Origin of the sequence: Arthrobacter sp. LFS091 (genome assembly GCF_047977885.1) — a bacterium.
Classification (GTDB): Bacteria; Actinomycetota; Actinomycetes; order Actinomycetales; family Micrococcaceae; genus Arthrobacter.
Genome location: NZ_JBFPFP010000001.1, coordinates 16171 through 29546 on the forward strand (window position 1 = coordinate 16171; position 13376 = coordinate 29546).

Genomic DNA, 13376 nt, shown 5'->3' on the forward strand with positions numbered 1-13376 from the left:
CATGGCGTCGGACGATGTCCCGGCCGCCGTCAATAAATGGCAGAATGTAAGCAGTATTCATCCTGAGGAGATTTCACATGAGCAAAACCACAGTGTCCGCACACCAAGCTGAATCCAAGATGGCGAGCCACGCTGACGCCATCGGCCACGGTAATAGCCCGGCTGCCTGGACCTGCGTGATTGTGATGCTGGTTGGTGCCCTGGTTTCCTCCATCGCTTTCGTGATTGCCAGCACCCCGATCTTCGTCGGCGGCCTGGTCGTCATGGTCATTGGCCTCATCGTGGGCCTGGTAATGCGCCGCGCGGGCTATGGAGTTGGTGGCAGCAAGCTGCAGAACAACGGCCACTAACCGTGACCGTTCTTGATGACATCATTGTTGGCGTCAAGGAGGACATGGACGGCCGTCGCCGTCACGTATCCCTTGTGGAGCTGAAGGAACGTGCTGCCGACGCAGCTCCGGCACGTGATGCGTGGGCTGCCCTCGGCGGTACCTCATCTGTTCGCAACGACCTCAAAGTCATCGCTGAAATCAAGCGCCGCAGCCCTTCAAAAGGCGATCTTGCGCCCATTGCGGACCCGGCGTCCCTCGCGGTCCAGTATGCCGACGGCGGAGCTTCCGTTATCAGCGTCCTGACCGAACAGCGCCGCTTCGGCGGTTCGCTGGCCGACCTCGATTCCGTGCGTGCCGCCGTCGGGACACCCTTGCTGCGCAAGGACTTTACCGTTGACGAGTACCAGATTTGGGAAGCCCGTGCCCATGGCGCCGACCTCATCCTGCTCATCGTTGCAGCCCTGTCCGACTCCGAACTCGCAGAGTTCAGTGCGTTGAGCCACGAGCTTGGCATGAACGTGCTGGTGGAAACGCACACCGAGGAAGAAATTGAGCGTGCTGTTGCGGCACAGGCCAGGATTATTGGCATCAACGTCCGCAACCTTAAGACGCTCGACGTCGACCGCTCGGTTTTCGGATCGCTGGCCGGTCTGATTCCGGCTGAGTCCGTCATTGTCGCCGAGTCAGGTGTCAGAGGCGCCGATGACGTATCGCACTACGCAGCGGGTGGAGCCAACGCCATCCTGGTGGGGGAGGCGCTGGTCAGCGACTCCACGCCGCGCGAACGCATTACTGAATTCAAGGCAGCGGGAGCTGCCGCCATCGCCGTCAGGAACTGAGGCAGTCACTGAATCACGGCGAACAGTCATAGGGCAGCCCGGGCATGTGCCTGCGGCTGCCTTGTGGCAAGTAGAACTACCCAATGAACTAACTGGAACAGGACGGTGAGACTGATGGTCGACGCGCCAACAGCCGGCTCAGAAGAGAATGTGGCTGACGCATTCCTGCAAGGTGGCCCTTCGCTGCGCAACGCATCGGGGCCCTACTTTGGCAGCTACGGCGGACGCTGGATGCCCGAGTCTCTCATCGCCGCCCTCGATGAAGTCCAGGACACCTTTGAGAAGGCCAAGGCTGATCCCGACTTCATCGCGGAGCTGAAGGACCTCAACAAGAACTACTCCGGCCGCCCGTCGCTGCTGACCGAGGCCAAGCGCTTCTCCGAGCATGCAGGCGGCGCGCGGATCTTCCTGAAGCGCGAGGACCTCAACCACACGGGCTCCCACAAGATCAACAACGTCCTGGGCCAGGCCCTGCTTGCCAAGCGCATGGGCAAGACCCGTGTCATCGCAGAGACGGGTGCCGGACAGCACGGCGTAGCCAGCGCTACAGCCGCGGCCCTGCTGGGACTTGAATGCGTTGTGTACATGGGGGCTGAGGACTGCCGCCGCCAGGCGCTCAATGTGGCCCGCATGCAGTTGCTCGGAGCCACTGTGGTGCCCGTGACCAACGGATCCCAGACGTTGAAGGACGCCATTAACGACGCCCTCCGTGACTGGGTTTCGAACGTGGAACACACCCACTACTTGCTGGGTACCGCTGCCGGTGCGCATCCGTTCCCTGCCATGGTCCGCTACTTCCATGAAGTCATCGGTGAAGAGGCCCGCAGCCAGATCCTTGAGCAGACCGGCAAGCTCCCGGATGCCATTGCTGCCTGTATCGGCGGCGGCTCCAACGCGATCGGCTTGTTCCACGCTTTCCTGGATGACTCATCCGTGAAGATCTATGGCTTTGAAGCAGGCGGAGAAGGCGTCGAAACCGGCCGTCACGCGGCTGCCATCTCCCTGGGACGTCCCGGCGTGCTGCACGGTGCCCGGTCCTACCTCATGCAGGACGAGGACGGCCAGACCATCGAGTCCCACTCCATCTCGGCAGGCCTGGATTACCCCAGCGTGGGTCCGGAGCACTCTTACCTTGCTGACATCGGGCGCGTTACCTACGAAGCCATCACCGACACCGAAGCCATGGACGCGTTCAGCCTTCTATGCCGGACCGAAGGCATCATCCCTGCCATTGAGTCCTCGCATGCCTTGGCTGGCGCCATCAAGATTGGCCACCGGCTCACCGAGGGCAAGGACAACCCGTCCGAGGTGACCGTGATCGTCAACCTTTCCGGCCGTGGTGACAAGGACGTGGAGACCGCCGCTGCCTGGTTCAACATGTTGGACGAGGAAGGGCATGTCAAGGGCACCACCCTGTCCACACGTAAGCCGAAGGGGCCCAGCGAACGGGCCGCCGAAGCTGATGCGGACGGAAACGAGGGCCAGAAGTAATGACTGAACAATTCGCCAGCAAATCGGCTGAAGCCATTGACCGCGCCAAAGCTGAGGGCCGTGCGGCCTTGGTAGGCTACCTTCCGGCGGGCTACCCGACCGTGCAGGAGAGCATTGAGGCCGGCATCGCCCTGGCCCGCAACGGCGCCGACCTGATCGAAATCGGCATCCCTTACTCTGATCCCGTGATGGACGGCCCGGTCATCCAGGCCGCCACCACCGAGGCGATTTCCAACGGATTCCGTGTTGCCAACGTCTTCGACGTCGTGGCCGGCATTACCGCTGCCACCGATGCGGCCGTCCTGGTGATGACGTACTGGAACCCCGTCATGCGCATGGGCGTAGATGAATTCTCGCGTCGCCTGGCGGAAGCCGGGGGAGCGGGGCTTATCACGCCGGACCTCGTCCCGGACGAGGCACATGAGTGGTTCGAAGCCTCCGACAAGTACGGCCTCGACCGGGTGTTCCTTGTGGCACCTTCATCCACGCCGGAACGCCTGGACATGACTGTCAAGGCAAGCCGGGGCTTTGTCTACGCTGTCTCGATCATGGGTGTCACTGGAACGCGCACCTCGGTCAGCAGCAGTGCCGAGGACGTGGTGGCCCGGGCCCACGCCGCCGGAGCCGAGCGGGTATGCGTTGGTCTCGGAGTCTCCAATCCGGATCACGTACGCGAGATCGCCGCCTACGCGGACGGTGTGATCGTCGGTACCGCGTTGGTGGCGGCACTGCGCGACGGCGGAGTTGACGCCGTCGGCCAACTTACCAAGAACCTCAGCGCCGGCCTGGGCCGCGCGGCTGCAGAAGCCTAGGAAAAGGAAACAGCGAACCGAATGCAGACCGTCCTCCACGCAGCGGCAATGGTCCCCCTGAGTATCCCGAGCCCTTCGTGGTCCGGATTCGACATTCCGCTGCCGTGGGGGACGCTGCGTATCCACGCGTACGCCCTGTGCATCCTTGCGGGCATCATCGTTGGCCTCTGGCTGACGTCGGTGCGCTGGAAGCGGCGGGGTGCTCCGGAGGGAAGCCTGTGGGATATTGCCATCTGGGCGATCCCCTTCGGTATCATCGGTGGCCGCCTCTACCATGTGTTCTCGTCGCCGGATGCGTACTTCGGCCCTGGTTTTGACGGCACTGGCGACCTTTCCTTGATTCCGCAGATCCAACGGGGCGGTTTGGGGATCTGGGGTGCCGTGATTCTTGGTGTTGTGGGTGCTTGGATCGGCTGCCGTCGCGCCGGGGTGAAACTCACGGCCTTCCTGGACGCTGCAGCTCCCGGTCTCCTCCTGGCCCAGGCCATCGGCCGCCTGGGCAATTGGTTCAACCAGGAGCTCTTCGGGGCCCCGACCACGCTCCCGTGGGGTCTCCAGATTGATCCCGCAAACGCCAACTTCCCGGCTGGCATGCCTGCGGACACCCTGTTCCACCCAACATTCCTCTACGAACTGCTGTGGAACCTCGCTGGCGTCGGCATCCTGCTGCTCCTCGACAAGAAGTTCCAATTCCGCTGGGGCCGCCTGTTCTGGCTTTACGCCGTCTACTACACCCTCGGCCGGGTGTGGATCGAAGCCCTCCGGATTGACGATGCCGAACAGATCACCCTCTTTGGCATTACCACCAGGCTCAATGTCTGGACCAGTATTTTTGTCTTCATCGCGGCGCTGCTGATCTTCGTCGCCCTCGGACGTCGGGGTCGTCCGGTGCCGGACTCGCCGTATTTGAAGGGCCGGGAGCCGGAAAAAAGCGTCGAAAAGGAACCGGCCGCGGTGACGAGCGTCACCAGTCATGATGTGGACGCATCTGTCTCAGATACTGGTTCGCGTGATAATCTCCGTGATAACCAAAGCGATCCGGGCCACGTTGACGAGCCGCAGGATGCTGCAGGGCGCGCCGCCAAGGACACCACGTCCGCCGCGGATGCGACACCTGCCGCAACTGCCGTAAGGAAGGCCCCCGGATCCTCGCCGAAGGCAGACGACACCAAGTAGTCGCCGTCGGTACAGGGGCAACAGAGTCACCGCTCGTAGGGCCCAGTCCACAGCGTCGTGGCACCCCGGAAACCGGACCGCAGCATACCGATGTTCGCTGGTCAAGCCGGGGCCAGTGGTCTGCGTAACTGTTCGTTGCGCTGGATCGGCTGGCCTACAATTCCAAGTACTAGCGCTTTGTTATGCCCGTCACAGGGTAGGCAAGGTGGGGCCAACGTTGTCCCTTCCATACGCACGATCTCGAGGAAGGACGTCTCCCATGACCCATCTTCATAACCCCGGTTGGTCCGAAAATATCGAACCTCAGGGTGCCATGTCTCCGTTCAAGCGCTTTGCTGCGCTCCCGGAGGCCCAGGGTCTTTACAACCCTGACAAGGAGAAGGATGCCTGCGGTCTGGCAATTATTGCCACGCTCCGCGGGGAACCGGGATACGACATCGTGGAAGCGGCACTGACCGCCCTCCGCAATCTCGAACACCGCGGCGCTGTTGGCGCCGATGAAGGCACCGGAGACGGCGCCGGACTGCTCATGCAGGTCCCGGACGAGTTCTTCCGGGCAGTTGCAGAATTCGAGCTGCCCGCCCCCGGCCAATACGTTGTGGGCACCGCTTTCCTCCCCGCTGAATCACGCGAAGCCGACAACGCGAAGGCCGGAATCGAAGCACTTGCCGCTGACGAGGGCCTTACGGTTCTCGGCTGGCGCGAGGTTCCCGTGGTCGCCGACCTCGTCGGTGCCATGGCTCGTGCGTGCATGCCGTACTTCTCACAACCGTTCTTCGCCTCTGCCAACGGTGAACAGCTCGATCACAATGAGCTGGACTCCCGTGCCTGGCGTATCCGCAAGCGGGCGCAGAACAAGTTCGGCGTCTACTTCCCCTCGCTGTCCTCGCGCACCATCGTTTACAAGGGCATGCTCACCACCGCGCAACTTGAGCCGTTCTACCCGGACCTTTCGGACAAGCGCTTCAAGACCAAGCTTGCGATCGTGCACTCGCGCTTCTCCACCAACACGTTCCCTTCGTGGCCTTTGGCGCAGCCGTTCCGCACCATCGCCCACAATGGCGAAATCAACACGGTCAAGGGCAACCGCAACTGGATGCGTGCCCGCCAGTCACAGCTGGCCAGCCCCCTGTTGGGCTCCGTGCCTGAAGAGCTGTACCCGATCTGTACCCCGGGCGCCTCGGACTCGGCCTCCTTCGACGAGGTGGCTGAGCTCCTTTGGCTTTCCGGCCGCCCCATCACGCACTCGATCATGATGATGATCCCGGAGGCCTGGGAGAACCACGCCACCATGGATCCGGCCCGCCGTGCTTTCTACGAGTACCACTCCCTGCTCATGGAGCCGTGGGACGGTCCGGCAGCCGTGTCGTTCACCGACGGTAGCCTGGTCGGCGCCACCCTTGACCGCAACGGGCTGCGCCCGGGACGTTACTGGATCACCGAAGATGGCTTGGTCATCTTCGCTTCCGAGGTTGGCGTGATCGAGGTTGAGCCTTCCAACGTGGTCAAGAAGGGCCGCGTGGCTCCCGGCAAGATGTTCCTGGTGGACACCGAAGCCGGCCGCATCATCGACGACGCCGAGGTCAAGGCGGAAGTTGCTGCGGCCAATCCGTGGGCCGAGTGGCTCAAGGACAACCTGATCGACATCAACGAGCTCCCCGAGCGCGAGCACGTGCTCCACACCGCGGCGTCGGTGAACATCCGCCAGCGCACGTTCGGCTACACCACCGAAGAGCTCAAGATCCTGCTTGGTCCGATGGCCCGCACTGGTGCCGAGCCGCTTGGTGCCATGGGTTCGGACACGCCCGTCGCCGTGCTCTCCAAGCGACCGCGGCTGTTGTTCGACTACTTTGTGCAGTCGTTCGCCCAGGTCACCAACCCGCCGCTGGACGCCATCCGCGAGGAACTGGTCACCTCACTGAAGTGTGCCATCGGACCGAACGGCAACCTGTTGGATGGCAAGCAGGTCCGCCAGCCGCAGATTTCGCTGCCGTTCCCGGTGATCAATAACGATCAGCTCGCCAAGATCGCCAACATTGAAACGCCCGACGGCGACCGCATCGCCATGAAGGTCCGCGGCCTGTACCGCCCCGAGGGCGGGGAAGCGGCCCTGCGTGCCCGCCTGACCGAAATCTGCGAGCAGGTTTCCGGCGCGATCAACCGCGGCGTGCAGTACGTCGTGCTGTCCGACCGTGACTCGAACGCCCAGTGGGCGCCGATTCCGTCGCTGCTCCTTGTCAGCGCTGTCCACCACCACCTGCTTCGCAGCGCCAACCGCACCAAGACCGCCCTGGTGGTCGAGGCCGGCGACGTCCGCGAGACGCACCACGTGGCTGTGCTGATCGGCTACGGCGCGTCGGCTGTGAACCCGTACCTGGCCATGGAATCGGTGGAACAGCTGATCTCCAACGGCGACGTCGTTGGCGTCACGCCCGAGGATGGTGTCTACAACCTCATCAAGGGCCTCGGCAAGGGCGTCCTGAAGATCATGTCCAAGATGGGCATCTCCACGGTGGCTTCCTACACGGGCGCACAAACCTTTGAGGCCCTGGGCCTGTCCCAGGAACTGGTGGATGAGTTCTTCTCCGGCACCCACTCCCAGCTGGGTGGCGTGGGCCTGGACGTTATCGCCGCAGAGGTTTCGGCACGCCACCAGATGGCGTACCCGGAAGGCGGCATCGAGCACCCGCACCAGCCGCTGCTTGGTGGTGGCGAGTACCAGTGGCGCCGCGACGGCGAACCGCACCTCTTCAACCCGGAGACGGTGTTCCGCCTGCAGCACGCAACCCGCGAACGCCGCTACGACATCTTCAAGTCCTACACCAAGGGCATCGATGACCAGTCCGAAAACCTGATGACCCTTCGCGGGCTCCTCAAGTTCAAGGACGGTGTCCGCCCGGCTGTTCCGCTCGAGGAAGTGGAGCCCGTCTCCAGCATCGTCAAGCGTTTCTCCACCGGGGCCATGAGCTACGGCTCCATCTCCAAGGAAGCGCACGAGACTCTGGCCATCGCCATGAACCGTCTGGGCGGTAAGTCGAACACGGGTGAAGGCGGCGAGGACGTTGACCGCCTGCTCGATCCGGAACGTCGTTCGGCGATCAAGCAGATCGCATCCGGCCGCTTCGGCGTGACCAGCCTCTACCTGACCAACGCCGAGGACATCCAGATCAAGATGGCCCAAGGCGCCAAGCCCGGCGAAGGTGGCCAGCTGATGGCACAGAAGGTCTACCCCTGGGTAGCCCGGACCCGTCACTCCACTCCCGGCGTGGGGCTCATTTCCCCGCCCCCGCACCACGACATCTACTCGATCGAAGACCTCGCGCAGCTCATCTACGATGCCAAGCGCGCGAATCCTTCGGCCCGTGTACACGTGAAGCTTGTCTCGGAAGTCGGGATCGGCACGGTGGCGTCCGGCGTCACCAAGGCGAAGGCCGACGTCGTGCTTGTTTCAGGTCACGACGGCGGTACGGGCGCCTCACCGCTGAACTCGCTCAAGCACGCGGGTGTGCCGTGGGAACTCGGCCTGGCCGAGACCCAGCAGACCCTCATGCTCAACGGTCTCCGTGATCGCGTAGTGGTCCAGGTCGATGGCCAGCTCAAGACCGGGCGCGACGTCGTCATTGCTGCCCTTCTGGGTGGCGAGGAGTACGGCTTCGCAACCGCTCCGCTGGTGGTTTCGGGCTGCATCATGATGCGCGTCTGCCACCTCGATACCTGCCCGGTGGGCGTTGCCACGCAGAACCCCGAGCTTCGCTCCAGGTTCAACGGCAAGCCCGAGTTCGTAGTCAACTTCTTCGAGTTCCTCGCAGAAGAAGTCCGCGAAATCCTCGCCGAGCTCGGTTTCCGCAGCCTTGAAGAGGCAATCGGCCACGCCGAGGTACTGGACACCCGGGAGGCAATCAACCACTGGAAGGCCGAAGGACTGGACCTGGATCCGATCCTGCACGGCCTCGAGTTCGACGACGACGTGCCGCTGCGCAACATGACCGGCCAGAACCATGAGCTGGACAAGCACTTTGACCAGCGCCTGATCACCATGGCCCAGGAAGCGCTCAGCGACCGCATGCCCGTCAAGATCACCTTGGACGTCATCAACACGGACCGTTCCGTGGGTACGATGCTCGGCCACGTAGTGACCAAGACCTTCGGCGTCGATGTGTTGGCAACTGACACGATTGACATCACGCTCAACGGCACCGCGGGCCAGTCCCTCGGCGCGTTCCTACCTGCCGGAATCACACTGCGCATGTTCGGCGATTCCAATGACTACGTTGGCAAGGGCCTTTCGGGTGGACGCATCATCGTCCGTCCGGACCGCACCAACGTGTTCCAGGCTGAGCGCAACGTCATTGCCGGCAACGTCATCGGCTACGGTGCCACCAGCGGCGAAATGTTCCTGCGTGGCCAGGTGGGCGAACGCTTCCTGGTCCGCAACTCCGGCGCGACCGCCGTCGTCGAGGGTATTGGCGACCACGGTTGCGAGTACATGACCGGTGGCCAGACGCTGATCATCGGCCGCACCGGCCGTAACTTCGGTGCCGGCATGTCCGGTGGTACCGCTTATGTCCTGGACCTCCAGCCTGAGCGCGTCAACAAGTTGGCCCTCGACACCGGCGAACTCCAACTCCTGGAGCTCGACGCCGAGGACCGCGACATTGTCCACGGCCTGCTCACCAAGCACGTCGAGGAAACCGAATCCGTCCTGGCCGGCCGTCTGCTCGAGAACTTCGACGACACTGCCGCCCGCATCACCAAAGTACTGCCGCGCGACTACGCCGCAGTCCTGCAGACCCGTCTCGACGCCATTGAAGAGGGCCTTGACCCCGATGGCGAAGAAGTATGGTCCCGAATCCTGGAGGTAACCGGTGGCTGATCCACGCGGATTTCTGAAAGTCCGGCAGCGCGAAACGCAGCCACGCCGTCCCGTTCCCGTCCGCATCATGGACTGGAAAGAAGTGTACGAGGCCCAGGAAAAGGGTGTCCTGAAGAGCCAGGCCGGCCGTTGCATGGATTGCGGCGTTCCGTTCTGCCACCAGGGCTGCCCCTTGGGTAACCTCATTCCCGAGTGGAACGACCTCGTGTGGCGTGACAAGGGTGAAGAAGCGATTGAGCGCCTCCACGCCACGAACAACTTCCCGGAGTTCACTGGCCGCCTGTGTCCGGCGCCCTGCGAGGCCTCGTGCGTGCTGGGGATCAACCAGCCCGCCGTGACCATCAAGCAGGTTGAGGTTTCGATCATCGACCAGGCCTTCGAGAACGACTGGGTCCAGCCCCTTCCGCCGACGCGCCTCACCGGTAAGACGGTGGCCGTGGTTGGCTCGGGTCCTGCCGGCCTGGCAGTTGCACAGCAGCTGACCCGCGTGGGCCACACGGTTGCCGTTTATGAGCGCGATGACAAAATCGGTGGCCTGCTCCGCTACGGCATTCCCGACTTCAAGATGGAGAAGGAACAGGTTGACCGCCGCCTGGAGCAGATGAAGGCTGAGGGGACCCGTTTCCGTACCGGAGTCGCAGTTGGCACCGATGTCACCTGGGAGCAGCTGCGCCGCCGTTACGACGCGGTGGTTGTTGCGACCGGCGCGACCGTTCCTCGGGATCTTCCCATCCCCGGCCGCGACCTTGACGGCGTGCACTTCGCCATGGACTACCTCGTCCCGTCGAACCGTGCGGTTGCGGGGGAGACCCCCGAGAACCACATTGACGCACGCGGCAAGCACGTGGTGATCCTCGGTGGTGGCGACACTGGTGCTGACTGCATCGGTACCGCCCACCGCCACCAGGCGGCATCGGTGACCACGCTCGCGATCGGCAAGCAGCCGCCGTCGGAACGTGCCAGCCACCAGCCTTGGCCAACATTCCCCACCCTTTTCGAGGTCGCCAGCGCCCACGAAGAGGGCGGCGAACGTACTTACCTTGCATCCACCGTTGAATTTGTCGGAGAAAACGGCAAACTCACCGGCGTCAAGGTTGCAGAAACCGAGTTCGTGGACGGCAAACGCCTGCCCAAGGCCGGTACTGAGCGGGTTATTCCTGCTGATCTTGTTTTCTTGAGCCTTGGCTTTACCGGTGCTGAGCCGGCAGGGATCACGGAACAGGTCAGCGCAGAGTTCGACGGTCGGGGCAACGTTGCCCGCGACGGCTACTACATGACGAACACAGAAGGTGTGTTCGTCGCCGGCGATGCCGGACGTGGCCAGTCACTGATTGTGTGGGCCATTGCGGAAGGCCGTGCATGCGCGGCCGCAGTGGACAAGTTCCTGATGGGAAGCACCATTCTCCCGGCACCGGTCGCCCCCACCGACCGGGCGATAGCGGTCTTATAGCGCCGGCAGGAACGTTTCTTTTACTCAATCAGCATGAACTACTTAGGGTAGGTATATGAGACGCGCGAAAATTGTGGCAACTTTCGGCCCGGCTATCTCCAGCTTCGACAACACCCTCGCGGTGCTGGAAGCCGGCGTTGACGTTGCCCGCATGAACATGAGCCACGGCGACTACTCCGTTCACGACAACACCTACGAAAACGTCCGCAAGGCTGCGGCGCAGCTGCACAAGCCCGTGGCCATCATGGCCGACCTCCAGGGACCCAAGATCCGTCTGGGTCGCTTTGTTGATGGCCCCCACGAGCTGGCCGTCGGTGACACCTTCACCATCACCACCGAAGATGTTCCCGGCACCAAGGACATCTGCTCCACCACGCTCAAGAGCCTCACCGAGGACGTCAACGTAGGCGACGCCCTCCTCATCGACGACGGCAAGGTGGCGCTGCGCGCCATCGAGGTTGACGACGTCAAGGTCGTCACCACCGTTACAGTTGGCGGCAAGGTCTCCAACAACAAGGGCATCAACCTTCCCGGTGTTGCGGTCAACGTTCCCGCGCTGAGCGAAAAGGACGAGGATGACCTCCGTTGGGCACTCAAGCGCGGCGCGGACCTGATCGCACTCTCGTTCGTGCGTGATGCTTCGGACATCACCCGCGTCCACGAGATCATGGACGAAGAAGGCCGCCGCGTGCCGGTGATCGCCAAGATCGAAAAGCCGCAGGCCGTGGACCAGCTCCACGAAATCATCGACGCCTTCGATGCCATCATGGTTGCCCGCGGAGACCTCGGCGTCGAGCTGCCGCTCGAAGAGGTGCCGATCGTCCAGAAGCGCGCCATCGAACTGGCACGCCGTTGGGCCAAGCCGGTCATCGTGGCCACCCAGGTCCTCGAATCCATGATCGACAACCCGCGCCCGACGCGCGCCGAGGCTTCCGACTGCGCCAACGCAGTTCTCGACGGCGCCGACGCAGTGATGCTCTCCGGTGAAACGTCCGTGGGCCAGTACCCCATCGAAACCGTCAAGGTCATGGCCCGGATCATCGAGTCCACCGAAGTTCACGGCCTCGAGCGCGTCCCCCCGCTGGGCACCAAGCCCAAGACCCGCGGTGGCGCCATCACCCGTGCCGCCGTCGAAATCGCCGACCAGCTGGACGCAAAGTACATCTGTACGTTCACCCAGTCCGGCGACTCGGCACGCCGCCTCTCGCGCCTGCGGCCCGTCAAGCCGGTCTTCGCGTTCACACCCGTTGAGCACGTCTGGAACCAGCTCGCCCTCACGTGGGGCATCCAGCCGGTGTTGGTCCCGTCCGTGGGGCACACCGACGAGATGACCGCACAGGTGGACAAGAGCCTGCTGGAAATGGAGCTCGTTGACGAAGGCGACCTGGTTGTCATCGCAGCAGGTTCCCCTCCAGGACAGGCCGGTTCCACCAACTCGCTGAAGGTCCACAAGGTAGGCGACCTCGCTGACACGTCCAAGACGGAGGAAGGTTCACGCAAGGAACCCGTTGGCCCGTGGCCCGAAAAGAAGTCCAAAGCCAAGGCATAGTCCTTAGTCGTGAAAGCGGGCCCCACCTCTTGGTGGGGCCCGCTTTTGTTTTGCTTTTAGGCGGGTACGACGGCGGCCGCGCACCTCGCGTGAGGTGAGCGGCCGGCGTCGTTGTTTTGCTGCTGGTGTGGCGCTAGTTGACCTGGTTGATGATGGTTTCGGCAACCTCACGCATGCTGAGGCGACGGTCCATGGAGGTCTTCTGGATCCAACGGAAAGCTTCCGGCTCCGTCAGGCCCATCTTGGTGGTCAAGAGGCTCTTGGCGCGCTCTACAAGCTTGCGCGTGGCGAACTGCTCCTGGAGGTCGGATACCTCGTTCTCTAGCGCCTTGATCTCCTCATGGCGGCTCAAGGCAATCTCGATGGCGGGGATGAGGTCCGCGGGGGAGAACGGCTTCACGACGTACGCCATGGCACCGGCGTCGCGTGCACGCTCCACCAGTTCCTTCTGGCTGAAAGCCGTCAGCAACACCACAGGGGCGATGCGTGCCTTGACGATCTTCTCGGCAGCCGAGATGCCGTCCATCACGGGCATCTTGACGTCCATGAGGACCAAGTCAGGCTTGAGCTCCTCAGCCAACTGCACGGCCTTCTCGCCGTTGTCTGCCTCGCCGACGACGTCGTACCCTTCGCCCTTCAGGATCTCGATAATGTCCAAGCGGATGAGGGTCTCATCCTCGGCTACGACAACGCGGCGGGCCGGCTGGCTTGTGGACGTGGACTCCGTCTGTTCGGTCACGGGATCTCCTTGAAAAGGTTCGGCGGGTTCATGTCCATCTTAGTGTGGACTCTTTGATGGCTGGTTTTTGTTGCATCAGCGCGCCCGGTTCTTTGAATCAGCCTATCTGCATGTA

9 protein-coding genes are annotated in these 13376 nt (G+C 62.9%); 8 read left to right on the forward strand and 1 reads right to left on the reverse strand.

Going from position 1 to position 13376, the window contains the following annotated elements:
- Positions 1-77: 77 nt before the first annotated feature.
- The 8 genes from ACNQOP_RS00125 to pyk all read left to right on the forward strand — a co-directional run bounded on the left by ACNQOP_RS00125 (position 78) and on the right by pyk (position 12522).
- Positions 78-350: an HGxxPAAW family protein gene (locus tag ACNQOP_RS00125; protein ID WP_257368331.1), complete on the forward strand. Its 273-nt coding sequence runs from the start codon at positions 78-80 to the stop codon at positions 348-350.
- Positions 351-352: 2 nt separating this feature from the next.
- Positions 353-1171 (forward strand): indole-3-glycerol phosphate synthase TrpC, encoded by an 819-nt coding sequence (trpC, locus tag ACNQOP_RS00130; protein ID WP_257368330.1) that lies wholly within the window; start codon positions 353-355, stop codon positions 1169-1171.
- A gap of 114 nt (positions 1172-1285) precedes the next feature.
- Positions 1286-2662 carry a tryptophan synthase subunit beta gene (gene trpB, locus ACNQOP_RS00135; RefSeq protein WP_416402876.1) on the forward strand — a complete coding sequence of 459 codons (1377 nt, stop codon included), beginning with the start codon at positions 1286-1288 and terminating at the stop codon, positions 2660-2662.
- The gene (gene trpA, locus ACNQOP_RS00140; RefSeq protein ID WP_235520539.1) at positions 2662-3474 is read left to right on the forward strand and encodes a tryptophan synthase subunit alpha; all 813 of its coding nucleotides are present in this window, start codon (positions 2662-2664) and stop codon (positions 3472-3474) included. Before trpB ends, trpA begins: the two co-directional genes overlap by 1 nt.
- Before the next feature lie 21 nt (positions 3475-3495).
- Entirely contained in the window at positions 3496-4650 is a 1155-nt protein-coding gene (gene lgt, locus ACNQOP_RS00145) for a prolipoprotein diacylglyceryl transferase (protein WP_416402877.1), read from the forward strand.
- Between the two features lie 259 nt (positions 4651-4909).
- Positions 4910-9523 carry a glutamate synthase large subunit gene (gltB, locus tag ACNQOP_RS00150; protein WP_235520541.1) on the forward strand — a complete coding sequence of 1538 codons (4614 nt, stop codon included), beginning with the start codon at positions 4910-4912 and terminating at the stop codon, positions 9521-9523.
- A complete protein-coding gene (locus ACNQOP_RS00155) occupies positions 9516-10973 on the forward strand; it encodes a glutamate synthase subunit beta (protein ID WP_257368327.1) in 1458 nt (485 codons plus the stop codon). The genes gltB and ACNQOP_RS00155 overlap by 8 nt, the downstream gene beginning before the upstream one ends.
- A 55-nt stretch (positions 10974-11028) precedes the next feature.
- Positions 11029-12522 (forward strand): pyruvate kinase, encoded by a 1494-nt coding sequence (pyk, locus tag ACNQOP_RS00160; RefSeq protein ID WP_416402878.1) that lies wholly within the window; start codon positions 11029-11031, stop codon positions 12520-12522.
- Between the two features lie 133 nt (positions 12523-12655).
- On the opposite strand, the gene ACNQOP_RS00165 is transcribed toward pyk, so the two are convergent.
- Positions 12656-13261: an ANTAR domain-containing response regulator gene (locus ACNQOP_RS00165; protein WP_141282080.1), complete on the reverse strand. Its 606-nt coding sequence runs from the start codon at positions 13259-13261 to the stop codon at positions 12656-12658.
- Positions 13262-13376 lie beyond the last annotated feature (115 nt).

Bases quoted from the DNA above. Each gene is read 5' to 3' on its own strand.
- ACNQOP_RS00125 (WP_257368331.1), top strand. From the start codon at position 78: ATGAGCAAAACCACAGTGTCCGCACACCAAGCTGAATCCAAGATGGCG.
- trpB (WP_416402876.1), top strand. From the start codon at position 1,286: ATGGTCGACGCGCCAACAGCCGGCTCAGAAGAGAATGTGGCTGACGCA.
- trpA (WP_235520539.1), top strand. From the start codon at position 2,662: ATGACTGAACAATTCGCCAGCAAATCGGCTGAAGCCATTGACCGCGCC.
- lgt (WP_416402877.1), top strand. From the start codon at position 3,496: ATGCAGACCGTCCTCCACGCAGCGGCAATGGTCCCCCTGAGTATCCCG.
- gltB (WP_235520541.1), top strand. From the start codon at position 4,910: ATGACCCATCTTCATAACCCCGGTTGGTCCGAAAATATCGAACCTCAG.
- pyk (WP_416402878.1), top strand. From the start codon at position 11,029: ATGAGACGCGCGAAAATTGTGGCAACTTTCGGCCCGGCTATCTCCAGC.